The sequence below is a fragment of the Actinocrinis sp. genome (assembly GCF_035938995.1).
Classification (GTDB): Bacteria; Actinomycetota; Actinomycetes; order Streptomycetales; family Catenulisporaceae; genus DASZGI01.
In genome coordinates, this window is record NZ_DASZGI010000359.1 from 1 (window position 1) to 25,650 (window position 25,650).

The following is a 25,650-nucleotide window of genomic DNA, read 5'->3' on the forward strand; positions in this document are numbered from 1 at the left end:
GACGGCTCCGAGCACGGCCACGGCGCGGCGCCGAACGGTGCGAATCAGTGAATCCTTGGTCAGTCTCATCCGGTGAGTCCCTCGCTTCATGGCATGGCGCGGTGTAGAGCCCTGATGGAGGTGCACGACCACAGAGACGCCGGAGGACTTCGCCGCATGCGGGTGGGATTTCTCGGCAGGCAGCGCGGCGCCGGACCCATCGAACGCGTGGAGCGTCGCGGGGGCTGTGATCCGCGTACTCGATGCCTCGCCGATGCATCGCATACTCTGGTGAGAGTGGTCTAGTCCAATTGAGATGTCAAGGCCGCGCGACCGGCCAGATCGAGCGGGCGATCGCCGACAGGACGCGTTTCCTCGCCGCGTCGGACGCCGATTCTGATCACTGACGTCCGCACCGACCACGCAGCTGCTCAGCACACACGAGCGACCTTGCGCCACACAGCAACGGCATCAAGGCTGCGGCGGACAGTACGCGGACCCAGAGGGGATCGTTTGCGCGAGGCGCTGCGCCTGGCGTTCGATGAGGCGTGACCCGAGCTCGCGGGCCAAGGCGAGCATCTCGTTCAGGCGCAGCCGTGCGTCGTCGGGTTCGCCCAGCCGCGCATGGCTGTCTACGAGGTCGCGCAGGATCTGGGCACGATGCCGCGGCGCGCCGACATGCTCGGTGAGTAGGAGTGCCGAGGCGTGGTGCTCGTGGGCTTCCTGCGCCGAGCCGAGCCGGGCGTGCACGGTCGCGAGCGTGCTGAGCGCGTTCGCCTCCATGCGCACGTCCCGGGTGCCGCGGGCGACCTGGAGGGCATGGTTGGCCAAGGTCAGCGCACGATGACAGTCGCCGTGGTCGCGGTGCGCCTCGGCCAGCTGCCGCATGGTGTCCGCCTCGTTGCGCCGGTCGTCGACCTCGCGGTGCAGACGCAGCGCCTCGGTGAGCAGTTCGAGGGCTTCGGACCGGCTTTGTTCGCGCACGCACTCATGGGGTATGCCGAGCGGGGGAGTATCGGGGAGGTCGGTTTCGGTGTCGCCGCCGCGCGGTCGGTGATATTCGTACTCGTCCTCGCGCGCCCGTTCCAGTTTCGCGACGCCGAGGTTCGCGAGGGTGACCGCCTCCCCGGCCTGCCGTCCGCTCTTGCGGTTCAGCGTGAGTGCCTCGGTCAGATAGCCGATGGTCTCGTCGATGCGGGCGGCGATCCACGACGAGCCGGCGAGGTTGTTGACCGCGACGGCCTGGCACTCGGTCCACCCGGCCCGTTCCGCCAGTTCAGCCGCGCGGGTGTAGTGCCGGGCCGCCTGCCACACGTCGGTTTCGGGGCCGAGTTCCTCGACCATGCCGAGGTGCAGCTCGGCGGCGGCCTCGGCGGTCAGGTCGCCCTCGGCCAGCGCGGCGCGGTGCGCGACCTGCGCGACGACGCGCCAGTCCGCCGTGCGGCGTCGCAGGACGAAGTAGCCGTTGAACCGGTTCGCGAGGCGCCACGCGTCGCGGTGGCGGCCGCGGTTGGCGAGCCACGCAATCAGTGCGCCGAGGTTGGCGCGCTCGGCGTCGAGCCAGCCGAGCGCGCTCTCGCCGCTGTCGAAGACCGGTGAGGCGTCCTGCCGCTCCGCCCCGGGTGGGGTCTCGGCCTCGGGCAGATGGAGCAGGTGAGGGTACAGGTCTTCGGCCGCCGCCGAGACCGCCGCGTAGTAGTGGGCTGTCAAGCGCCCGGTCGCCTCGGCGCGACCCGCTTCGTCCTCCTCGGCGTCGGCGAGTTCGGCCGCCAGCAGGCGCAGCAGGTCGTGCATCGAGTAGCGGCCGGGGAGGTGTTCGTCGAGCAGGTGATGCTCCGCGAGCCGGTTCAGCAGCCGCTCGGCATGGGCGGTGGGCACGTCGGCGAGCGCGGCGGCGGCCGGCGCGGCCAGATCCGGCCCCGGCACGAGGCCGAGGAGGCGGAACAGGCGCCGCTCCGCCGCGGGCAGCGCGTCGCAGGACATGGCGAAGACTGTCCGGACCGCCGTCGCGGGGTCGCCGTCGACGGCGAGACCGGCGAGCCGATCCCCGCTGGCCAGCCGGGCCGCGTGCGCGGCGATACGGTGCCGGGGCCGACCCGCGAGGTTGGCGGCGGCGATGCGCAGCGCCAGCGGCAGCCAGGCGCACAGGCGCGCCAGGTCGGCCGCGGCGGCGGACTCGGCGGCGACACGGTCCGCACCGAGCATCTCGCCGAGCAGGGCGTTCGCTTCGGCCGAGGAGAGGACGCCGAGCGCGATCAGGCTCGCCCCGTCGCGCGCGATCAGCCCGGTCATCCGCTCGCGGCTGGTGACCACGGTCATCGAGGCGGGTTCGGCGGGCAGCAGCGGGCGGACCTGTCCGGCATCGGCGGCGTTGTCCAACAGCACGAGCACGCGCTTGCCGGAGAGCCGGCTGCGGAAGAGGGCGGCGGCCCGCGCCTCGTCGTCAGGGATCTGCGCCGCCGGGACGCCGAGGGCGAGCAGGAACCCTGACAGTGCCTCAAGCGGCCGCAGCGGCTCCCCTGCCCCGTATCCGCGTAGGTTGACATAGAGCTGCCCGTCGGGATAACGGCTGCGGGTGCGATGTGCCCAGTGCACCGCCAGCGCGGTCTTGCCGACTCCGCCCATGCCGGCGATGACGGCGACGCGGGTATGTGCCAGCTCGTCGAGCGCGTGCAGATACGTCTCACGGCCGGTGAAGCCGACCACGTCCGTGGGCAATTGGGACGGTGTCGGAGGCGCAGAGTGTTCGGGTTCTGACTGCGCCGACGTTGGTGCAGGCGTGGCAGCGCGTGCCTCGGCGTTTCGCGCGGCCGGCATCTGACCCCGCAGGACACGCAGCTGCGCGGCCCGCAGCTCGGCGCCCGGCGAGACGCCCAGCTGCGTATCAAGCCGCTTCGTCACGTCGCGGAACAGCCGGAGCGCCGCGGCCTGCTCCCCGCCGCCGGCCAGCGCGAGCATCAGCCGTGCCGCGATCCCCTCGTGCAGCGGCTCCTCGGCGTGCACGGTGCGCAGCGCGCCGATGATGTCGTCGTACTGCGCGATGCTCAGCGCGGCGTCGGCCCACTGCGCCACCGCCGTCACGCGCCGCTGTGTCGCCGCGATCGCGGCCGGGTGGGAGCGCAGCCGCGGTTCGGCGCCGACCAGGATCGGACCGCGCGAGCGGGACCAGGCGTCCCGGTGCAGCCGGACGGCGGCGGGCGCCGCCCCGCTCGACCACGCCGCCGCGGCCTCGCGCACCAGGGCGGTGAACTCGGACAGGTCGCACTGCCCCGGTGCCAGGTCGAGCCGATACCCGCCGGGCACGCGGCGAAGCACGCGCGCAGGCGCACTCGCCGGGCAATCCGGTTCGAGCAGCCGCCGCAGACGGCCGATGTAGGTGTGCACGAGTTGCGAGCACGAGCGCGGCGGATCGTCCGGCCACAGCAGATCGACGATCTCCTCCACGCTCACGGTCTGTCCGGGCTGTACGGCGAGCAGTCCGAGCAGGCTGTGCTGCATGGTCGACGTCACCTCGACCGAGATGGCGCCATGGTGCACGGCCAGCGGACCGAGTACGTCGACGCGCACACGCGCGGGCACGAGCGTGAGCGCGATGTCGGGTCCTTCCGAAACGTCTTCGCCGCCGAACTGTTCGGCCGTCCGGTCCAGCAGCACGCTGAGCTCGTCGACCGGCAGGTCCAGTGCGCCGGCGAGTCGGCGCAGCGACGTGGCGCGCGGACGACCGGTCCCACCGGCCTCGAGGTACCGCAGCGTGCGAACACTGATCCCCGCCCGGACGGCCAGGTCGCGCTGGTTCAGCCCGGCGCCGATGCGCAAGCGGCGCAGCACAGCACCCTGAGTGTCTTGCATCTCAAGATCCCCCGGATCACGTCCACGGCGCCCGCGGTCGCACGGGCGCCACCCCTGACCCGCCTTCCCAGGAAGGCCCCGGCCGCCTGACACGATTGTGGCGGCGAAGACGTCCCATTGCACGCGTTTGTTCGAAACTCCGCCTGAAGAGGCCGGTGGCAACACCGGGTCCGCCGTAGTTGCCGCTTCTTGCCTCCCCGCGGTCTGACCTGCCTGTTCGCGGTGTAGCGGTGATACAGATCATTGAACCGCCCCGAACCTACCGTCGAACCGATGCGAAAGACCGGCGACCTGCCGGATCCGCCTCACCATCCGTATGTTCGACCTCGGAGAGGGAACCCGTGAAGAACCGCGCCGCCCGCCGCATCACAGCGGCCATACTCGCCACCGTCGCCGCCGCCGCGACCGTGGCCACCACCGCCGGCACCGCCAGCGCGATCGCCACCACCGACGTGCTCAACGTCTCCTACGGCACCACGCCGTACTGGATCGCCGCGTCCAACTCCGTGATGCCGGTGTCCGTCGCCGACGCCTCATACGACGCGGGCCACCGGGTCATCCAGTGGTACAACACCGGCGGTGACGAGCAGAAGTGGTACTTCGACGGCGTCACCGACGAGAACACCGGCCAGTACCTCGGCTTCCTGCTGCGCAACAAGCGCAGCGGGATGTGCCTGGACACCGACGGCGTCCCGGGCGACGAGCTCTTCCAGGAGCCCTGCTCGCCCTACGCGTACGGCCAGATCTTCAACAACACCCCGAACTACGACGTGTTCGGCATCATCATCTCGTGGAGCTACTCCAACTACGACACCGGCCTGGAACTCGACGTGGCCGGGGTCAGCGTCAGCGCCGGGGCCAACATCGACCTCTGGTACCCCAACAACCAGATCAACCAGAACTTCTACCTCACCCAGACGTCCTGACCGATCTACCGCGCTGACAGAACCGCCCCGCCGAGACCGAACCCTCGGCGGGGTGGTTCCGTTCGGAGACTCGGCCGACCGAGATCGCGGTGCACGTGGAGATCCCGGTGGCCGAGGCGCACCAACTGGAGACTCAGACCGACGTCATCCGCCGGTCGCTGGCGAACCTGGCACAGTTGGCCGCAGAGACCTGACAGCGACCCGGAGGGCCGACCAGCCCAGGCTCATGCGCCACCCACCCGAGTTATAAGGCGTGCCAGGTGATTTGGCCACCGAGTACCTCGACCTCCGCGGCGACGGAATCAGCGTTCTGCCACACGTGGTAGCGCCCGGCGGACAGGTCCGGATAGACGGCGTGGTAGCAGGGGTGGGGATCGACGAGTCGTTCGCGCACCATGGAGTGGGTGCGCGCGCCGCCGTCCGCGGGGCTGATCTCGATCTCGGCGCCCAGGCGGTCGGGGCCGGCCTCGATGATCAGAGCCCCGACGTCCCCGCCGAGACGCAGGACGACACTTCCGGCCGAGGACGGCCCGTACGCGTGCTGGTGCATCAAAGATCTCCGATCCCTCGCACGATCGCGGGGGCGCACCCCTCCGGCGCTCCCGCGATCGCGCTCTTGTGTGTTGCGGCGGGCTACGGGGTGTCGTATCCGCTGTAGGGCACGCCGAGATACGGGAACGAACTCAGGAAGCCCGAGGGGACGTCGGCGGCGGTCAGGCCGTCGGTGACCACGCCGACGGCCGCGTCCGGGGTGAAGGTCTTGTCCACCAGGGCGAACGTGGCGCCGGCGATCGCACGCAACTCGACGGTGACGACATCGTCCGCGACCCGGCGCCCGTTCGGGAATCCGGCCAGGTCGCCGCCCAGCAGGCCGAGGGGGTTCGGAGCGGCGGCCGGGGGGACGGCGGTGTTCAGTCGCAGCAGGTCGGCTTGGATGGAGCCGGTGTTGTTCTGGAAGCCGGGGATGATTCCGGAGGGGATCCCGGTGAGCAGAACCGCGAGCAGGTCGGCGCGCGCGGTCCCCGCCTTGTTGAGGGCGTCGAGGTTCGGGAACACGCCGGGGTAGAGCCCCGGCAGGAGCGCGGCGAGCTCCGGGTGCGCGACGCGCCCGGCGAAGAGCTTGTCGTCGGACGGCGGCAGCGCGTTCCACCGGTCCTTGTCCGCCATCGGCACCAGGACCTCGTTGAACAGCGGATTCCCGAGCCTGGAGACCTGGACGAACGGCCCCATGTCGACGGTCTCGCCGGGGTCCCTTTCGCGCACGGCGACCTTCCTGCGGCTCGCGGTGGTCCACACGCCGATCACCGCGCGCGGGTCGTCGACCGAGCCGCCGTGCCAGCCGTCGCGGGTCAGCTCGCTGATCGGGACCTGGAGGGCGATGGTGTGCACGTTCACCTGCGCGGTGGCGTTGACTCCCGGCCCCTTGGCGACGCCGGGCAGCCCGAAGGTGGCGTGCAGGTTGGCGAAGGGCCGCAGGTCGGCGAGGTCGAAGACGGCCCCGAGGTCGACGTAGAAACCCTCGGCGCGCTGCCCGGCGAACACCCGCCGCCCGTTGCCGAGGTCGTGGACGGCGGCGGAGGCGAGTGCGGGGTAGTCGGGCGTGGACAGCGGCCCGATGTTGCACGGCGGGCAGGCCAGGGAATCGCCGAGTTCCGTGTCGCGTCCCCGCGCGTCCACCCGCGTGACGGTGTAGGTCTGGCGCCGGTTCCAGTTCGCGCTGTCGAGGGACTCGATCGGCCCGGTGTTGTACAGGAACGTGTTCGGGTTCGCGATCGTGGAGGTGAAGCGGAACTGGTACGTGACGTCGGGCTGGGCGTCGCCGTCGTTGTCGATGTGGATCTCGTAGAGCACGTCGTCGCCGAACTCGTAGAAGTTCGGGCCGCCCGCCGGGCCCTGCAGCGGCAGGTAGTTCGCGATCACGGTGACCGTGTCGGGCCGGTTCGGGCTGACGAACGCGTAGACGTCGGTGCTGTCGGCCACCGGGTCCTTGGAGATCTCGGGGGCTTCGCGGTGAGAGGACATCGTGCCTAACCTCGCAGGGGTCGTATATGGAGTGCGGGAGCGGGCGCTGACGCGGCGCGGTGGCGGGACCCAGTCACTTGGCGGCGGCGACCAGGCGGGCGACCAGGTCGCTGTCGTGCACGGCGAAGTGCTGCGTGCCGACGAAAACGTCCAGGTCCCCGCTGTCGGCGTCACGCACGTAAACCGCCCAGTCCTGCTTCGGCAGGGTGTCGGCGCGCTGGGACGTCGCGGCGGCCGCGTCATGCGCCGCCGGAGCCGTCCCGTGGCCGGTCGCGGCGGGAATGCGCGCCACGGCGACCGCACCCGCCCCGACCGCGGCGGCTCCGGCCGCTGCTTTCACCAGTCCGCGGCGCGAGACGCTGCGCGCCTCGGAGGTGTCGTTGTCCATCGCTGCTTGCTCCTTATGCGGATGCGTACATGCGTGATCGAACTCCCGGCTGAGCCCACGTGCCACTGATTCGCAGGGTTCGCGCACGGTGCCGCGGCGCTCCCGGCCCACGACAGTTATTCGGAGCCCGGGGCCGCGCGGATTGGTGTCTCGCCCAATTCGTCGAACTGCCTTGCGGCTAGATCAGGCGGACGCAATGCAGTCGGTGGAAGTGCGCAGATCAGCCCGGGATCGCCAGCATCAGAACAGGAGTCGTGGTGGGCTGCGCCGAGCCACGCGCCGGCTCCACGGTGAGCGCTACGGTCCGCGCGTCGCCGAGTCCCGGTGCGAAGATCGGCGACGAGCCGCCCGCGCCGGGCGGCACAAGCCCGCCCGACCGGGTCCCCTCGGGGCCTATGATCCAGACCTGATAAACCTTGCCCGCGGGCGGCGCGGCCAGCCCGCTTAGGATGATCGCCGCCTCGTCGCGGTCCCGGGACGCCACCACCGTCGCGAGGCCGCCGGTGTCCACGCGCCCGACGCTGCTGCGCACATCCGGCTGCGACAGCAGGGAGGCCAGCGACGAGGCCTGAGCGCTGATGGTGTTAATCCTGCCCTGCTGCCCCGAGTCCACCACGGAGAGAACCGCCACCACCCCCGCGAGTACCGCCGCTGCCGCCCAGCCCGCCCATGCGGCGCGGGCCAGCGGCCGCCGGCCGCGGGGAACGGTGATCGGGGTCACGACCGAAGGCAGCTGGCGGGTGACCGCGATCTCGGCGTCGACCGCGGCGCGCAGACCGTCGGGCGGCTCGACGGCGAACGCCTCGGCCAGCGCGGCGGTGACCTCGCGCAGTTCGTCGACCTCGAGCCGGCAGGTCGGGCATTCCAGCAGGTGCTGTTCGAACGCCGCGCGCGCGGCCGGATCCAGCGCGTCGCAGGCGTATGCGCCGATGAGGGCGTGGGTCTCCGGCTCGGCCGCGCTCACCGTCCGACTCCCAGGCAGTCGCGCAGTTTGGCCAGCGCGTCGCGCAGCCGGGTCTTGACGGTGCCCAGCGGGACCCCGAGCGCGTCGGCGACCTGCGGATAGGTGTACCCGCCGTAGTAGGCCAACGTCACCGACTCGCGCTGGAGTTCGGTCAGACCGTCGAGGCAGTGCCGGACCTGCTGCTGCTCCAGCCGCGCCGCGACGCTCTCGGCCACCTGGTCGAACGCGCCGCCGTCCGACGCGTGCGCGGCCGCCTTCTTCTCCCGCTCCTGGGTCGCCCGCTCCGAGCGCACCCGGTCCACGGCCCGGCGATGCGCGATCGTCGACACCCATGCCCGCGCCGAGCCGCGAGCGGGATCGAAACGGCCGGCGCTGCGCCACACCTCGACCATGGCCTCCTGCGCCACCTCCTCCGCGAGGGCCGTATCTTGCAGCACCCGTGCGGCGATTCCGAACACCATCGCGGCCACCGCGCCGTAGACCCGGTCGAACGCCTCGAGGTCACCCGAGCCGACGCGGCCGAGCCAGACCTCGAGCCCGCCCGGCGGCGCCTTTTCGCCGACGGGCGGCGCGACGGCCTCCCGCCGTGACCCGCGCTGCTCGGTCACCGGACGCGCCTTGCAACTCGCCGTGGCATTTGCCCGCCCCCTGGCGCGACGACCTCGATCCGACGGCACCGTACCACCAGGACGCGCACTTTCCAGTACGAGCCCAGCCTCCTCGTCGGTATCTGCCAGGCGGCGATCGTTGCGAGGGCCGAGGCGCCGCGCCGCGATCAGGCCGACCGCAAGGCCGGTGAAGGTGCGGTGCGTCGGGGCGGTGAAACAGGGCCGCAACTCCTCCAGCAACGGCTCGAGAGATCGGGCTATCGCCGCACGCGGAGGCATCGGTGGCGCACTTCCGCACCGGGTGAATCAGACACCATTGATGCTTCCGCGTTCATAGTCGAACCGCGGATCCACCCCGCCGACACGCCCGAACACCCCCACCCGACACGCCGAAAACTGCGAACACGAGCAGCATTCAGGACCTCATCAATGCGCTGATCGCAGGTGGGCAAGACTGCGTGTTGTACCGGGCAATCATTGAACTGATGAGCCATCAGCCGGCTCGCCGAGCGACAAGGTTGGGAGGCCTACCGCGTGTCGGTACCGAGATCAGCGACATCTGAGCGTGCAAGGAGTACGTGTGACCAGGCAACATTCTGTCGAGTGCGATCCGATCGCCGTGGTCGGCGTCGGCCTTCGTCTTCCGGGCGGTATCAGTTCCCTGTCCGAGCTCTGGTGGGAGCTCGACGGCGGGAGCGACATGGTCGGTCCGGTGCCGGAAGCGCGGTTCGACGCGTCGGCGTACGTCGCGCCCGGTCGGCGGCCGGGCAAGTCGTATGCCGACCGCGGCGGGTTCCTCGACGATGTCGCAGGGTTCGACGCGGGGTTCTTCGGCATCTCCCCGAAAGAGGCCAGCCGGATGGACCCGCAGCAACGGCTCGTGCTCGAGTGCGCCGTGGACGCCCTCGACGATGCGGGGATCGCCCTTGAGTCGCTCGCCGGGGGCGACACCGCCGTCGTGATCGGCATATCCGGACACGACTACGCGGACCTCCAGGCCCGGGAGTTGCGCTCGTACAACGCGTACACCATGGCGGGCTCGGCCGCGTGCAACGCGGCCAACCGGATCTCGTATGTGCTCGACCTGCATGGTCCGTCGAACGCGGTGGACACGGCATGCTCCTCGTCATTGAGCGCCGTGCATCAGGCGTGTGAGGCGCTGCGCGCAGGACACAGCGGCGTCGCATTGGCGGGCGGGGTAAATGTGTTGCTGAGCCCGTCGGGGTTCATCGGGTTCTCGCAGGCGTCGATGCTCTCCCCGAGCGGGCGCTGCCATCCGTTCTCCGAGGCGGCCGACGGGTACGTGCGCGCTGAAGGCGCCGGGGTGGTGGTGCTCAAGCCGCTTTCAGCGGCGCTCGCGGATGGAGATCGGGTCCACGCGGTGATCTTGGCCAGCGGCGTGAACGCGGACGGGCGCACGGCCGGGTTGTCGCTGCCCAGCGCCGATGCACAGGGTGCGCTCCTGGAGCGCGTGTACGCCGATGCGGGCATCGCCCCGGACCAGGTCAGCTATGTGGAGGCGCACGGCACCGGCACCCAGGCCGGCGATCCGATCGAGTGCCAGGCGTTGGGACGGGTCCTTGGCGCCAAGCGGGGCGGGGAGCCGCTTTCCATCGGGTCGGTGAAGTCGAACCTGGGACACATGGAGGCGGCGGCCGGGCTCGCCGGGCTCGCCAAGGCCCTTGTCGTCTTGCGTCACCGACGTGTGCCGGCCACGCTGCATTCCGCGCCGCTGAACCCGTCGATCGATTTCGCCGGTCTCGGCTTGAGGCCGGCGGTGGCGGCGCATGATCTGCCTGAGAGCGAACGCCTGGTGGTGGGGGTCAACTCCTTCGGCTTCGGCGGGGCCAACGCCCATGTCGTGTTGGCCCAGCCGCCCGAGCACGCCGACACCGGCGATCGCGGCCCGTCGGCCGGTGCACGCTTGCCCGTCGTGCTCTCCGCCCGGTCGCCGCAGGCGCTGGCCGAGGCCGCCGCGACCTGGGCCGGGCACTTCCGCGACATGGCGGGCGCCGAGGAGTTCTACGACGCCGCGTACACGGCGTGCCGTCGGCGGACTCTCCACGAACACCGCCTCGCGCTGCTGGCAGCCGATCCCGCCGAAGCCGTGGACGTGCTGTCCGCCGCCGCGCAGCACGGGGCGCCGGGCGCGGCGACCGGCCGCGCTGCCGCCAACGGCCGCATAGCGTTCGTGTTCAGCGGCAACGGAACCCAGTGGGCCGGCATGGGCGCGGAGCTTTTGGAGCGCGACGACGCGTTCGCCGCGGAGGTCGCGGCCGTCGATGCCGAACTGTCCGCGCGCCTGGGCTGGTCGGTGCGCGAGGAACTGGCCCAGCCCGAACCCGACAGGTGGGCGCTGACCGAAGTCGCCCAGCCGCTGCTGTTCGCCGTCCAAGCGGGGCTGACTGCGTCACTCGCCGCACGCGGGATCCGCCCGGCGGCGGTCGTGGGCCACAGCGTCGGCGAGGTCGCCGCGGCGTACTGCGCCGGCATCCTCGATCGGGCACAGGCCTGCCACGTCATCAGCGAGCGCAGCCGGGCGCAGGGCGAGACCGCCGGAGCCGGGCGGATGGCCGCGATCGGCATGCCCGAGCACGACATGGTCAAGCTGATCGAAGAACGCTATGCCGACAAGCTGGTGGTCGCCGGAGTGAACAGCGACGCGGACGTCACGGTCGCAGGCGATTCCCAAGCGATCTCTGAGATGTGCGCCGCCATGGAGAGCGAAGGCGTATTCGCCCGCGACCTCGGCTTGGACTACGCGTTCCACGGCCCCTCCATGGACAAGATCCACGAGCCGCTGCTGGAAGCCCTGCACGGTCTTCACCCGGGCGCCTCGAAGCTGCCGATGTACTCCACAGTCTCGGGTGCCGCGATCGACGGGCAGGAGTTGGACGCTGCGTACTGGTGGCGCAACATCCGCGAACCTGTGCGGTTCTCCGCCGCCATCGCCGCACTCACTCAGGACGAGTCCGGCTGCGGCGTGCTGCTGGAGGTAGGGCCGCACCCGGCGCTCGCCCGGTATCTGCACCAAGCCGTGAGCGAAGGAGAGACCACCGCGGTTGTCGGAACACTCTCGCGTCGACGCGCCGACTCGGAAGCCCTCGACGACGCGTGGATGCGCCTGGCGGCTGCGGGCGCGGACATCGACTGGACGGTGGTTTTCCCCGCCCCCGGACACGTCGTGGATCTCCCGGCTTACCCCTGGCAGCGTGAGGAGCACTGGAACGGGCGACCGGAGTGGTGGACGAGCGAACGCGGCGCCCTTGCACCGCAGAGGCATCCGCTGCTCGGCATCCGGCAGGCGGTGGCCGAGCCGGCCTGGTCGCTGGAGGTCGACCTCGACAAGCTGGCCTGGATGCGCGACCACAAGGTCTCAGGCGCCGTGGTGTGGCCTGCGGCCGGGTACATCGACGCGCTGCTGGGCGCTGGAGACGAGGTGTTCGATGGATCGCCGGTGGAGGTTCGCGGCCTCTCCATCGAGCGCGCGCTCACCCTCCCGAGCGCCGACGAAGACGAGCAGATCACCGTGTCGGTGACCCTCAGCCCTGACAACATGGCCACGATCGCGAGCCGGACCGGCGCCGACGGCGCGTGGACCGAGCACGCCCGCGGCAGAGTCCGGCGCCTCGCGCGCGAGCAGCCGCCGGCGATCGACCCCGCAGCACTCGAAGGCCGCGCAGAGTCCGACGTGGAGGCCGAGGAGCACTACCGGGCGTGCGCCCGGGCCGGCTTGGACTACGGCCCGGCGTTCCGCCCCCTCGCGTCACTACGGCGCGGCGGAGACCAGGTCCTGGCCCGCTACCGCGCGACGGTGCCCGCCGAGCCCGGCTACCTCGCCCATCCGACCCTGATCGACGGAGCCCTGCAGGCCGGAATGCCGCTGCTGGGCGCGCTGGCCGACCCGGAATGCCCGTTCCTGCCCGCCGAGGTCGAAGCGGTCCGATACTGGCACCCGGTACCACGCGAAGGCGTGATCCACGTCACCGCGAGCCGCATCGACGCCAGCGAGGCCGTCTGGGACATCGTGATCTGCGACGCGGACGGCGCGGTGGCCGTCGAACTCGAAGGCTGCCGGCTTCGCCGTTTCGAGGCAGGCCGCAGACCGCGACCCGAGCTGCTCTCCGAGGCATTGCACGCGGCGCCGCTGCCCGACGAACGCTGCGAGCCTTCACCCCTGCCGGATCCGCACCAGATCTTCGAGTCCTGCCGCACGCGCCTCGAACAGCTCGCCGCGGACTGGGATCGCGAGGAGTACGACGTCTCGCGCGACCGCATTCTCGAGATGTCGGCGCACTTCACCGCCGCCGCGATCGCGCAGCTCGTGCCCGTCCCGAGCACCGAGGGCTTCGATCTCGGGGACCTGATCAGCGCCGGCGTCGATGCCAAGCACGTCCGGCTGATACGGGTTCTGATGGAGCAGGCCGAGGGTCACGGCATCCTCGGCCGTACCGGCGAGCACCGGTGGCGCGTGACGCGCACCCCGTGCCCGGAGCAGCTGTTCGCCCGCGTGATCGCCGACTTCCCCGCCGACGCGACCACCGCCATCACCTACGCGATGTGCGGCCGTCACCTCGCTGAGGTGCTGTGCGGACAGGCAGACCCGCTCCAGCTGCTCTTCTCCGAGGCTGACGCACTTGCTGCCCGGTTCTACGACTCGGCGGCGATCCTCGCGTACCACAGCCGCGTCGCCGCGAGCCTGATCGCCGACATCGCCGCGAGGTGGCCCGCAGACCGGCCGCTTCGCGTCCTCGAACTCGGCGCTGGAACCGGCGCGACGACCGCCGCGCTCGTGTCCCGCCTGCCGCACGCACGCACGCGTTATACCTTCACCGACGTCTCCGCAGGCTTCTTCCCGCAGGCCCAGCAGCGATTCAGCGACGTCGCGTTCCTCAACTTCAAGGTGCTCGACCTCGAACAGCCGCTCGAGGAACAGGGCTTCCACGAAGACGCATTCGACCTCGTCATCGCGGCCAACGTCCTGCACGCCACCAGCGACCTGGCCCAGACGCTGCGCCGCGCCTCGGATCTGCTCGCGGACGGCGGCCATCTTCTGGCGGTCGAGAGCCACAGCCTTCAAGCGCTCGCCCCGGTCTTCGGACTGCTCGACACGTTCTGGGCCAACAACGACCCGAATCTGCGCCCCGTCGGACCGCTCCTGACCTACGATCAGTGGCCCGGACTCCTGCAGCAATGCGGGTTCGACGCGGTAGCCCAGTCCGGCCTGTCGGCGCGGCCGGCCCACAGCGACAACTCGGTGATCCTCGCCTCGCGCGCGCACCGCGGCGAACACCGCGAACCCGATCACGACCTCGCGGACCGCAGCTGGCTGATAGCCGATCTGACCGACGGCGCGAAGTCCGCGAGTCCAGCCCTCGTCGCGGCCGCGATTGCGTTCGGCCGTGGGCACCGGATGGCGGAAATCCCCTTGGCCCACGACGAAGACTGCTGGCAACAGGCCCTCGCATCCGTGCAGCCGACCGACATCGTGTTGGTCTGTGACGCGGAGGCGCCGTGGCCTCTTGCCGTCCCGCCGGATCTCGCCGTGCGCCACATCGGCGCGCTGCGCGCGCTCGCCAGGGCGCAAGCCGGGCAGGACGATGCCCTCGCTGCGCCGCGCCTGTGGCTGATCACGCCCGGCCAGGCAGCTCCCGACCTGCCGCCGTCCACCGGGGCCGCGGCGATCTGGGGCGCGGCTCGCACGTTCGCGAACGAGCACCCCGCTACGCGCGTCCGCCGAATCGCCTGCCTGGCCACGCCCGACGAGGCCGGTGCGCTGCGCCTGGCAAAGCGCCTGGCCCGCGAGCTGTCGACGATTCCCGACGAGGACGAGGTACTGCTCACCGCGACCGGCAGATTCGCCACGCGCTTCGATCCCGGCGTTCCCGCGGCGACCGCGGCCGAGCCGGATTCATACTCCCTCGCCGTCGTCAACCCGGGCCTGAACTACCGCCTGACGTGGCAGCAGCGGCCGATCCCGGCACCGGGACCGGGACGACTCGTCGTCAAGGTCGCCGCGGCGGCGCTGAACTACCGCGACATCATGCTTGTCACCGGCACCATCCCGCCGTCGGCTTTCGGGCGGCAGTCGGGAGATCTCAGGCTCGGTCTCGAGTGCGCGGGCACCGTCGTGGCCGTCGGCCCCGGCGTGACCACCGCGGCCGTGGGTGACCGCGTGGCAGCGATCGCGGACAGCGACAGCGGCAGCGGGTGCTTCGGCTCGCACGCTCTGATACGCGCCGACCGGATCATCCCGATCCCGCGCGAGATGAGCTTCGCCGAAGCAGCCACCATGCCGGTCGCGTTCATCACGGTCCATCACGCCCTCGGCCACCTGGCGCGACTGAGCGAAGGCGAAACCGTGCTGGTGCACGGCGCTGCCGGCGGGGTCGGACTCGCCGCGATCCAGCACGCCCGGATGGTCGGCGCCACCGTCATCGCCACCGCTGGCACACCGGCGAAACGCGAGCTGATCTCGATGCTCGGAGTCGCCGACGTCCTGGACTCCCGCAGCCTCCGCTTCGCCGACCAGGTGCGCGACCTCACCGACGATCAGGGGGTGGACGTCGTGCTCAACTCCCTGGCGGGCGAAGCCCTCGTGCGGGGCGTCGAAGTGCTCAAACCGTTCGGCCGGTTCCTCGAACTGGGCAAGCGCGACTTCGTGCGTGACAGCCCCATGCCGCTCGCACCGTTCCTGCGCAACCTCACCTTCTACGGAGTCGACGTCACGCCGTTGTTCGAGCAAGACTCGCCGCTCGCCGCGGACCACTTCGCCGCCCTGAACCGGGCGATCGCGACGGGGCAGTACCGGCCGCTTCCGCACCGCCGCTTCCCCGCCGAGCGCATCCACGAGGCATTCACGACGCTCAAACACTCCCGCCACGTAGGCAAGGTCGTCGTGACTTACGACGATGCGCCCAAGGTCGCGCCCGCTCCCACCGCGCTCGGCCTGGACCATGAGGCGGCATACCTGATCACCGGCGGCCTCGGAGGCTTCGGTGCGGCAACCGCCCGGCACCTCGCTAGCCGGGGCGCGCGGCACCTCGTCCTCGCAAGCCGACGCGGCGCCACCACCCCGGAGGCGAACGCACTGCTCTCGGAGCTGGAGTGCGAGGGCGTGGACGCGGTAGCCGACGTCGCCGACGTCGCCGATCCTGAAGCGCTCGCGGCCATACTCGCGCGCCTCGACGCGACCGGACGGCGCCTGGCCGGTGTCGTGCACGCGGCCATGGTGCTTGACGACGGGCCGCTTCTCGACCTCGACGACGACCGGCTCGCCGTGGTGCTCACGCCGAAAACCAGCGCGGCGGCCGCGCTCGACAACCTCACCCGCGACCGCGACCTCGACTTCTTCATCGTCTACAGCTCGGTGGCCGCCGCCGCGGGCAACATCCGCCAATCCGCTTACGTCGCGGGAAACCTCGCGATGGAGGCCATCGTCCGCGACCGGCGCCGCCACGGCCTCTCCGGACTGGCGGTCCAATGGGGAGCGGTCACGGACACAGGATTCGTACAGCGCACCGGCCGTGTCGACGAGATGCGCGCCTACGGACTCGGCGACCTCTCGAGCACGGACGCCCTCATCGAGCTCGACCGCCTCATCCAACGTCCCGCCCTGGCCTCGGCGGCGGTCGGCCGTTTCGACTGGGACGGGCTGCACCGCGCGATGCCCGCCCTCGACGCACCCCGCACCAGCCACTTGCTGAGCCGACGCGAAGACACCGAAGCGGCCCAAGCCCTCCAGGCCCAACTGGCACAAGGCGACTTCGACCAAGCACGCCGGCTCGTCGAAGAAAGGATCGCGACCCTGCTCGCCGCGGTGCTGCAAACCAGCGCCGACCGGCTCGACCACACGCGCCGGCTCGACCAGCTCGGCGTCGACTCGCTCATGTCCCTCGAGCTTGCGACGGCCATCCGGGCAGACCTCAACTGCGCCCTGCCCGTCGTGGAGCTGACCAGCGCCGCCAGCCTCACGGACCTCGCCGCACGCGTGGCCAAGCGCCTGACCACCGCCGAGTGACAACCCCGAATGACAACCCCGAATGACAACCCCGAATGACAGCCCGAACGACAACCCCAGCAAGCAGCCGGAGAAATCCCTTCATGCACGAACCGAGCACCACGCACAGGGCGGCGCGACCGAGCCTGATCGCGATGACCGAAAGGCCCGACGCTCGCGCGCGGATATACGGCCTATCCCCAGCCGGATCCGGCCCTGAGTTCTACGCCCGCTGGGCCGAACACCTGCCCGCGACGATCGACCTGACCGCGATCCAGCTGCCTGGACGCGGAACCGCGGCCGGACAACCCTGCCCCACCGACCCGCACCAGCTCTGCCAACAGATCGCCGACCTTATCGCCGATGACCATGACGGGCGCCCGTACGCCATCTTCGGTCACAGCGTCGGAGCGCTTCTCGCCTACGAGACCACCCGCTGCCTCACTCAAGCCTCGGCCACGCCCCCGGACCTGCTCGGCGTGTCTGCGTTTCCAGCCCCCCACCGGCCCGACCTGCTCGAAGCGATAGCGCCGCTCCTCATCAACGCAAGAAGCGCCGCAGCCGACTTCCTCGGCCCCATCCCCGACGAGGTGTTCGCGAACATCCCGTTCCTCGTGGCCGCGTACACGCCCGTACTCGCAGACCTCTTACTCGCCCTCCAGTACCACCATCACCACGATCGACCGCTGGAAATTCCGACGGCGCTCTACGCGGGCGACGCCGACAAGGTAGCCCCAGCCAGAACCGTGAGCGCTTGGAGCGACCTGACAACGCGACCGAAACCCCTCCACACCTTCCGTGGCGGCCACACGTACCCGTCGGAACACGCACGCGGCCTCGCCAACCGCTTTGCCAGCGACCTTCTGACCGTGAGCGCCAGCGTCGCCTGCCGGCGGTGACTGCGGGACGGGACCGGACCCGGACATCCACGTCGACCCTGTTCACCTATTCATTCACCTGTTCAACGAAAACAGGCAGCCGCTTTCCTCACCGCCCCCACACGGCGCCCCACCGGGCCGCGCGGCCCCGCACCTGCACGCGGGGCCGTCAACCGCCCACCCCGCCAGCGCATCAGCGGGCGGCAAAATGCCGGGACGGTGGGGCCGGTGCTCAAGGCGTGGTGTACTTCACCGGTGAGCTCGTCCGTGTTCGTGTTCGTGTATACCCAGGGTGGGATTGGCACCTCACCCGCTGCCGGCTTGTGCTGCCGCGTGTTCCGGCGGTGGGCTACTATCCGTTGTATCGGAGCACGGTGTACCTGATCCTCTTGAGGACTGGGCTTTGACCGCGTTCGCGACTTCGAGATTTCGTCGGCGGTGTGGTCCATGCGGAGGCAGAAGTGGCCGTCGCTGCACCAATTGGCAGGCCTTTGCGACGTCGGCGTTCCCATCCACACGGGCGTTTCAGTGAATCACATACTCCCGATACGTGCGTCTTCGCGACAGTGCACGCAGTGCGGGGCTGAGGAGGCCCGGTGAGCCGGGACGCGATTCAGAAGTCCGTTCGGGATGCTCTGAGCGGCGGCCGCAGCGTGTTGTTGTCGGGTCCCGCGGGGATCGGGAAGTCCACGGTGCTGGGCGGGATCGTCGAGTGGGTCCGGGAAACGGGCGCACGGGTCCTGTACAGCAGCCCGGCGCAGGCTGATGCGCGGTTGCCGTTCGTCGTGTTGATCGATCTGCTTTCACCCCTGCCTCCGACGGCGTTCGACGGACTGCCTCCGGTGCCAAGGCGCGCGCTCGACGCCGCTTTGCTGCGCGGGGAGGTCACGGACGTGCAGCCCGATCCGTTGGCCGTGCGCCTGGGTGTGCTGCACGTGTTGCGGGATCTGGCCGCGCGCGATCCGTCGGTCGTCGTGGTCGACGACGTGCAGTGGGTTGATCCGTCCAGCGCCGAGGTTCTCGCGTTCCTGGCCCGCCGCCTGCCGGGTCCCGGATTGCGTGTGGTGGCGGCCGCGCGGGGCGAGCCGGGGGAGGTGGCGCGGTTTCTGCCGTTGCTGCCGGCCGGGGCGCTCCAGGTGGCAGTCGGTCCGCTGGCCGACGAAGCCCTGGTGCCGCTGCTGTCGAGTCGAGGTGGGGCGGCGCTCTCGCGCACGGTGGCGGTGGAGATCTGCCGGGTCACGCAGGGCAATCCCTTGTTCGCGCTGGAGATCGCCTCTGCGTTGGCGCGCCGTCGGGTGCGGCCGTCGGTCGGGGAGCCGCTGCCGGTACCGAAGGAACTGCGTGAGCTGATGTGCGAGCGGTTGGCGGTCTTGCCCGAGCCGGTTCGCAGCACCCTGCTGGTGGCGAGCGCGGCGGCCCGGCCCACAGTGACGCTTTTGGCGCAGGCGGGCTGTGTCGATGTGGTCGCGGGTCTGACGTCGGCCGAACAGGCGGGGGTCGCGCAGCTGCACGGCGACGGTTCGGTGGTGTTCAGCCATCCGCTGATGCAGGCCGTGGTGTACGGCGAGGCCTCGCTGGTCGAGCGGATGGGCGCGCACGCCAGGCTGGCCGGTGCGATCGGCGAGCCGGTGGAACATGCCCGGCATCTGGCCTTGGCCTCGGTGGTGGAGGACGAGGCGCTGGCGGCGACGCTGATCGCCGCAGCCGGGGTGGCCAGGCGCCGAGGTGCGGCGGGCATGGCCGCGGAGTTGGCCCGGCTCTCGGCCGAGCGCACCCCGCGCGCGGACACGGCCGCCAAGGCCGAGCGGTTGCTGGCGGCCGCATGGCATTTCTACGCTGCCTACCTGCACGACGAGAGCCGTCAGATCGCGCAGGCTGTGCTGGCGATGGACGTGCCGCGCCCAACCCGCGCGCGGGCGCGGATCGTGCTGCTCGAATTGACCGGGCGGGCGATCGGCCAGGCCGGCGAGCTGGCGGACGCGGCGATCGCGGACGCCGCGGGCGATCCGGCGCTCGAAGCCGCCGCCGCGTATCACTCGGCGTGGCGCCATCTCGCGGTCGGGCGGTTCGACGTGGCGCTGGGCGAGGCGCGGCGCGCCGTGGCCGCCGCCGAGTTCGCGGCCGACCCCAATGCACTGGTCAGGTCGCTGGAGGCGCTCCTGGCGGCGCAGGAGGTGCTCGGCGACGACGAGTACCCGGCGACGCTGGCACGCGCGCTGCAGCTGCCCGGCCCCACCGGGTGGCAGATCCACCGGATGCACGCCCAGCATCTGACGAGAGAGCAGCGCTTCGCCGAGGCCCGCGTCGCCAGCCGCGAGGCGGTGCGGCTGGCCGAGGAGGAGGGCGGGCTGTCCGAGATCTGTCTCGCGCTGGACTGCGCGCTGGTCGTGGAAATCGGCTCCGGCGACTACGCGGTGGCGCTCGAGTTCGCCCGCAGGCTCGCGGAATTGGCCGAGGAGGACGACGAGGCGAACCTCGGCAGCAGACTGAGCTCGCTCGCCCGGGCCGAGCTGGTCGGCGGCAGCGCCGAGCGGGCGCGGGATCTCGCGGCCCGCGGCCTGGAGTGCGCGCAACGCGCGGCAGACCTGCACGCAAGCATCGCGAACAGCCACCTGCTCGGCTCGGCGCTGCTGTTCCTCGGCGATGTCGCGGGCGCGGTCGAGGCGCTGCGCCAAGCTCGGGAACTGACGCTGTCGTGCGGCACACCCGGCTGGCTCTGGTACCCGTGGGCGTCGGATCTGGCCGAGGCGCTGCTGCTGGCCGGGGATGCCGAAGGGGCGCGCGCGGTGGTCGAGGAGGGGCGGGCTGCGGCCGAAGCGCGGGCGGATACCGTGATTCTGGCCGAGCTCACCCGGGTCGAGGCACTGGTGCTTGCCGCCGATGGGCGACTGGACGCGGCGGTGGAGCAACTTGAGCGCTTGGTCGTGCGGCAGCGCGGGCGCTCGCCGGTGGAAGTCGTGCGGCCGCTTGTGGCACTCGCCGGAGTGGAGCGCCGCTGTCGGCGCCGTGGTGCCGCGCAGGCGTTGCTGGCCGAAGCACGCCGGATCTGCGTCCTGTCCGGGGCGGCGCCGTGGCTGGAGGTGGTCGACGCCGAACTCGCCAGGGTTGAGGCACCGCGCCAGTCGGGTGGCGAGGAGTCGCTCACCCCGGTGGAGGCGCGGGTGAGCGCGATGGTGATTGACGGTGCGACCAATCGTGACGTCGCCGCGGCCTTGTCGATCAGCATCAAGACCGTGGAAAGCACGTTGTCCCGGATTTATCGCAAGCTGGGCGTGCGCTCACGCATCGAGCTGATCAAGGCTCACGCCGGTATTTCGTGACCGCTGTGGTGCGGTCGTTCCCGCAGCCGTCGGCCTCCTCGGCTGGGTGGCAAGGGTAGACCCCTATCGCACCCTCGCTCCACGCGGAGCAAGCAAGGGTCCAGCCGGTTTCCGGCACCCCCCGTGCACTCGTAGTTTGGCGCGTGACGGCACATGCCGCCGCCTCGTTCCGTAGCGTCCGGGCAGGCTTCCCGCGGGTGGTGAGACGTGATTGACGATGACCGGCCCGGCTGCGCTCAGGCCCACATGGCCGAGCCAGGTGCGGACAACTACCCCAGTCCGTCCCAGGCGACTGCACCCCAGCCGTTGGCGATGCCGCTTACAGGCGTGAGGACCTACAGAGGCTGGATGTACCTCGGCGAGCCGGTCACCCCGGCGGCAGCCGCGGCGATGCGGCCATCCGAGGTGATTTCGCTCCCGGGCATCCCGATCGCGACCGCGCACGGGGGAAGACTGTCGGCCGAGACCGCGGTGGTCTTCGCGATTTACGGCACCGCTCTCGACCTCTCCGAATTGGAGGGGCTGCCGTGTGGCTCGGTGCTGTTCCTCGACGGGGCCCGCAAATATCAGATCACTGGGACTCCGGGCACCACGCCTCCGGCGACCATCAGGATCACGCTGCTCCAGCGTTAGACGCTGGCCGACAATGACCCGGGAACCGAGGCTCGCGCAGTGAACGACAACGGTGTGGCAGATCGGGGCCTCGAGTTCCACGCCGTCGCCGAGCGCTTTCCCGCGTCGGCGGAGCATGTCTGCGCGGCAACCGAAACGAGGCAATCGTGAACGACCATGCCGGGGCCGTACCCGGCATCGCGCCGGATACGGCCATTTGGCTCACGGTCCGGGAAGACAGCGGGCACACGATCATCGCGGTGGCCGGCGAGATCGACGCGTCCACCGCGCCACTCCTGGGCGCCGCGATCCGCGATCAGATCCGCGCCCGCTGTCAGCGCTTGATCGTCGATCTGACGGAGGTGTCGTTCATCGCGGCCGCCGCACTCGGCGCCTTGGTGAGCGCATACAAACACGCCAGAACCCAGGCCGACGGCCGGTTCACGGTCGTCTGCGCCGAGGAACCCGCCCTCAACATCCTGCGGATCACAGCCCTGATCCGGCAGCTCTCGGTGTACGGAACCCTCGACGAGGCGCTCCGGACGGTACCTGAACGGCCACCACGCTCCATGAGATTCCGCTATCGACGTGCCGCACCCCAGCACGGGGCCGGACCCGGGTGAGTCGGCGGCACTGCGCGGCACGTCGCGACGGATCTTCGCCGCGCAGACGATGACGTTCGTGCGATCTGCGTGCTGATCGCCCAAGGCTTGACCCTGCGCTTGCCGAAGCTGTCGCCCGTGCAGGTCAGGTGACGTGTTCGTATCCGTACAGGATGCTGCTGAGGCGGTCGTGCTTTCGTACGTCGCGCGGACGCCCCCGCCTCGCGGCTCCGGCGCGGGCCGCCGAGTTCGAGGCCGGACGCCGCGCGCTCGAAGTTAGTTAAACACCTTCCCAAGACACTTCCCGATCGGCCGAGCGGGCTGGTATATACGAGCCATCATCGGGCGATCGAAGGATACTTCTATGCTTAGGACGCGGGCACGGCGCCTCACCGCCGCCGGAACCGCCCTGCTCATGGCCGCAGGCGGCACGATAGCCGCCGCGTCGCCAGCCCGGGCAGCGGGAGGCACCACCCGGATCAGCTCAAGTAGCGCAGGCGTGGCCGGCAACGCGGTGAGCGAAGCGCCCTGGGTCACCGCCGACGGCCGGTACGTCGGGTTCAGCTCCAGCGCCGACAACCTGGTCCCGAACCAGACGAACTTCACCGAGGACGTCTTCGTGCGCGATCAGCTGACCGGCGCGACCGAGCGGGTCAGCGTCGCCACCGACGGCACCCAGGCGCAGTACCCCAGCGCACGGCCGCGGATCTCGGCCGACGGCCGCTACGTGGTCTTCGACTCCTTCGCCCCCAACCTCGTGCCGGGCGACACCAACGGCCTGACCGACGTGTTCCTGCGCGACCGCCAGACGCGTACCACGACCCGACTCAGCGTCAGCGCCACCGGCCAACAGTCCAACGGCAGCAGCTACTGGGCGTCGATCTCGCCGGACGCCCGCTACGTCGCATACACCTCCGACGCGACCAACCTCGTCCCCGGCGCCAGCAGCGGCTACGCCAACGTGTACCTGCTCGACCGGCACACCGGCAGCCTGACCGTGGTCAGCAAGAGCGCCGCCGGCGTGCTGGGCGACGGCAACAGCCAGACCCCGGTGGTCAGCGCCGACGGGCGCTACGTGGCCTTCGAGTCGCAGGCAGACAACCTCGTCGCGGGCGACACCAACAACGCGATGGACGTGTTCGTCAAGGACATGACAACCGGCGCCGTGCAACGGGTCAGCGTCACCAACTCAGGCCAGCAGTTCGACGCGGGCGGCAGCACCGGCGACGGCGTCGACATGGCAATGAGCGCGGACGCCCGGTACGTGACCTTCGTCGGCCAGACCACGAACACGAACGCCCAGCTCTACGTTCGCGACCGCGTCAAGAACACCACCACGCTGGTCAGCGTCGGCGCCGACGGCAAGCCGGGCGACTACGCCACCTACGAGGGCTCCATCAGCCCCAACGGCCGCTACGTGGCGTTCGACACCGGCTCGACCAACATCGTCCCGGGCTCCCCGCCGTACTTCAACTCCTACGTCCGCGATCTGCTCACCGGGACGACCACGCTGGTCAGCGTGACCTGGACCGGCGCGCCGATCACCGAGTCCACCGGGGAGCTGGCGATGAGCAACGTCGGGGTCTGCTTCCAGTCGTACGCGGACAATGTCGTCCAGGACACCGTCGGCAGGACCGGGCAGATCTACTTCCACGCGCTGTAAACCCGCAGCGAGTCAGCCCAGCCGGCCCGCCGCCTACACTCAGGCGGCGGGCTGGCAAGTGTTACCTGCGCCAGCGCATCGCGCTGGTGCGGCTGCGTACCCTGATGCGCGCTGACCGCGGGTCAAGGTTCTGCGGCGGCTGCCGGGCGTTGGCCCGCTCACGGCCCTGACGATCCTATGAGGGCGCGAGAGCGCGATGAGCTTCGGACACGAGATGTCCCTGACGGCTCAGGTCTTCCATCTTCGCTGAGTGTCAAGGCCTGACGCGGTGTCTGAGGTCTGGTGCGGTGGACGGTCGCGGACCTCGCTTGCATGGCCGGGCGTTGGACAGCGCCGCGGCGATGGCGCGCGAGCGGAAGCGGCAGCGCATGGGCCGAACGGTCGGCGCCGCACTGCTGCTGACGGAGTCACCCCGCCCGCCGACTGGCACCAGGCTGCGAACCAGGGCCCTGGCCTTAGGCACCACCGCGTTGGCCGCGGGCCTTTTCGTCGCCACCGGTGCGACGGTCGCGTACGCGGCGACGCGCCCGGCGATCACCTCGTGGAGTCCGGGTTCCATCTCGACAGCTCAAAACCAGACGATCGCGTTCAACGGTTCAGGGTTCGGAACGGGGGGACCGTCTGGTTTCACGGGCGACTCGAGCATCTTCGAGTTCCAGGACCTCACTCAGGGGTGGAACGCGGGGGACGCCGACACCTCGAACACGATCACCGTGCAGTTCGGTACGTGGTCTGATCAGCGTGGATATCGTTGCAGGGGTGATCTGTCGCCGACTGACCGGGTGTGACCGAAGGGGTCCGTAAAGCCTCCCTGTCGGTGTACGCCCCAGGGCACGCGGTGGTCCTCGATGCTCGCTCCCGCAGTCGCGCCAGCAGTGACGGCGCGCTGGATGAAGTCGTCGGGGTCGTCGGTGAACACCTCGATGCGGGTGCTTGTAACGCCTGCTCGGCCGGGACTGGTCTCTGTGGGGTTGTTCGGATTGACTTCGTGCAGGAAGAACGGGGCGCCGTTGATCTCCAGGCCGGCCACGCCGTCCAGGTTTCAGAGTTCGGTGGCGCCGAGGGCGGTTGTGTACCAGGCGACCGCTGCGGTCGCGTCTGGGACGATGACCATCACCGAGATCACGGGTGGCGAAGCGGGCGACCCGATGCCTGATGGGCGGGGACTATGTTCTGATTCCACGGTCATCTGCACAGCATGCCGCACACACCGCTGCCGCGCTGAGAGGTCTACACCGAGTCGGATGGCCACAGTTCACGGCACCTGACTCTCCCGGGACGAACCATGGCCCACACAGATTTTCGGCGTTGAAGCCGCGCCGTGGCTCAGGGCTTATTCAAGCGACTCGGCGATGGCAATCACCGCTCTGGAGAAGCAGGGCAGGGTGGCCCGGTCGACGTGGTCGAGTACGCGGGTGCGGACGCTGCGCAGGTGAACCGGGTAGGCCCGCTGTAGCGCTGCCAGGCCCTCTTCCGTCAGGGCCACGTCGAAGCCGCGGCCGTCTGTGGCGTTGCGCTCCTTGGTCACCAACTGGTCGGCGATGAGTTCGTTGACCAGCCGGGTGGTTCGGCTCCCTGACAGGTAAGCGCGGTTGGCCAACTCGGTCATCCGCAGTGCCCGGCCGGGGGCCTCGGATAGGTGCAGGAGAATGCTGTAGGCACTGAGCGACACGTGCGCGCCGCGCTGCAGGTCCTCATCCAGAAGCCGCGGCGCCGCAACAAAGAAGCGGGCGAGGGCGCGCCAGGTCGGTTCCTCGATGGCGTCCAGGGGGGTCAGTTCCTCGGGCATTGGCCTAGCTTATTTGCTCGCGCAGCAAAATACGGGAGTTGCCTTCCGGCG

At 70.4% G+C, this 25,650-nt stretch carries 15 protein-coding genes; 7 read left to right on the forward strand and 8 right to left on the reverse strand.

The annotated features are described in order from the left end of the window. Nucleotides 1-450 precede the first annotated feature (450 nt). A complete protein-coding gene (locus VGZ32_RS25080) occupies nt 451-3,828 on the reverse strand; it encodes a BTAD domain-containing putative transcriptional regulator (RefSeq protein WP_326888655.1) in 3,378 nt (1,125 codons plus the stop codon). 341 nt (nt 3,829-4,169) lie between these two features. On the opposite strand from VGZ32_RS25080, the gene VGZ32_RS25085 reads away from it, so the two are divergent. Then, on the forward strand, nt 4,170-4,754 hold the full coding sequence (locus VGZ32_RS25085; RefSeq protein ID WP_326888656.1) for an RICIN domain-containing protein: 585 nt from the start codon (nt 4,170-4,172) through the stop codon (nt 4,752-4,754). A 244-nt stretch (nt 4,755-4,998) separates the two neighbouring features. Here VGZ32_RS25085 and VGZ32_RS25090 read toward each other — a convergent pair whose 3' ends face one another. From VGZ32_RS25090 to sigK, 5 genes are all read right to left on the reverse strand, one after another. After that, on the reverse strand, nt 4,999-5,304 hold the full coding sequence (locus VGZ32_RS25090; RefSeq protein ID WP_326888657.1) for a hypothetical protein: 306 nt from the start codon (nt 5,302-5,304) through the stop codon (nt 4,999-5,001). An 83-nt stretch (nt 5,305-5,387) separates the two neighbouring features. Next, entirely contained in the window at nt 5,388-6,776 is a 1,389-nt protein-coding gene (locus VGZ32_RS25095; RefSeq protein ID WP_326888658.1) for a DUF4331 domain-containing protein, read from the reverse strand. A gap of 73 nt (nt 6,777-6,849) precedes the next feature. Next, nucleotides 6,850-7,164 carry a hypothetical protein gene (locus VGZ32_RS25100; RefSeq protein ID WP_326888659.1) on the reverse strand — a complete coding sequence of 105 codons (315 nt, stop codon included), beginning with the start codon at nt 7,162-7,164 and terminating at the stop codon, nt 6,850-6,852. A 220-nt stretch (nt 7,165-7,384) separates the two neighbouring features. Then, a complete protein-coding gene (locus tag VGZ32_RS25105) occupies nt 7,385-8,128 on the reverse strand; it encodes an anti-sigma factor (protein WP_326888660.1) in 744 nt (247 codons plus the stop codon). Next, the gene (sigK, locus tag VGZ32_RS25110) at nt 8,125-8,736 is read right to left on the reverse strand and encodes an ECF RNA polymerase sigma factor SigK (RefSeq protein WP_326888661.1); all 612 of its coding nucleotides are present in this window, start codon (nt 8,734-8,736) and stop codon (nt 8,125-8,127) included. Before sigK ends, VGZ32_RS25105 begins: the two co-directional genes overlap by 4 nt. Nucleotides 8,737-9,316: 580 nt before the next feature. Between sigK and VGZ32_RS25115 the strand changes: the two genes are divergently transcribed. From VGZ32_RS25115 to VGZ32_RS25140, 6 genes are all read left to right on the forward strand, one after another. Next, nucleotides 9,317-16,756, forward strand: a complete 7,440-nt coding sequence (locus VGZ32_RS25115) for an SDR family NAD(P)-dependent oxidoreductase (RefSeq protein ID WP_326888662.1) — start codon at nt 9,317-9,319, stop codon at nt 16,754-16,756. 134 nt (nt 16,757-16,890) lie between these two features. Then, nucleotides 16,891-17,634 carry a thioesterase II family protein gene (locus VGZ32_RS25120; protein WP_326888663.1) on the forward strand — a complete coding sequence of 248 codons (744 nt, stop codon included), beginning with the start codon at nt 16,891-16,893 and terminating at the stop codon, nt 17,632-17,634. Nucleotides 17,635-18,209: 575 nt separating this feature from the next. After that, nucleotides 18,210-20,933 (forward strand): helix-turn-helix transcriptional regulator, encoded by a 2,724-nt coding sequence (locus VGZ32_RS25125; RefSeq protein ID WP_326888664.1) that lies wholly within the window; start codon nt 18,210-18,212, stop codon nt 20,931-20,933. A 327-nt stretch (nt 20,934-21,260) separates the two neighbouring features. Further along, a complete protein-coding gene (locus VGZ32_RS25130) occupies nt 21,261-21,566 on the forward strand; it encodes a hypothetical protein (RefSeq protein ID WP_326888665.1) in 306 nt (101 codons plus the stop codon). A gap of 146 nt (nt 21,567-21,712) precedes the next feature. Next, entirely contained in the window at nt 21,713-22,168 is a 456-nt protein-coding gene (locus VGZ32_RS25135) for an STAS domain-containing protein (RefSeq protein ID WP_326888666.1), read from the forward strand. Between the two features lie 343 nt (nt 22,169-22,511). Then, nucleotides 22,512-23,810: a hypothetical protein gene (locus VGZ32_RS25140; RefSeq protein ID WP_326888667.1), complete on the forward strand. Its 1,299-nt coding sequence runs from the start codon at nt 22,512-22,514 to the stop codon at nt 23,808-23,810. A 736-nt stretch (nt 23,811-24,546) separates the two neighbouring features. Here the strand turns inward: VGZ32_RS25140 and VGZ32_RS25145 are convergent. Then, a complete protein-coding gene (locus VGZ32_RS25145) occupies nt 24,547-24,840 on the reverse strand; it encodes a hypothetical protein (RefSeq protein WP_326888668.1) in 294 nt (97 codons plus the stop codon). Nucleotides 24,841-25,143: 303 nt separating this feature from the next. Further along, nucleotides 25,144-25,599: a MarR family winged helix-turn-helix transcriptional regulator gene (locus tag VGZ32_RS25150; RefSeq protein WP_326888669.1), complete on the reverse strand. Its 456-nt coding sequence runs from the start codon at nt 25,597-25,599 to the stop codon at nt 25,144-25,146. Nucleotides 25,600-25,650 lie beyond the last annotated feature (51 nt).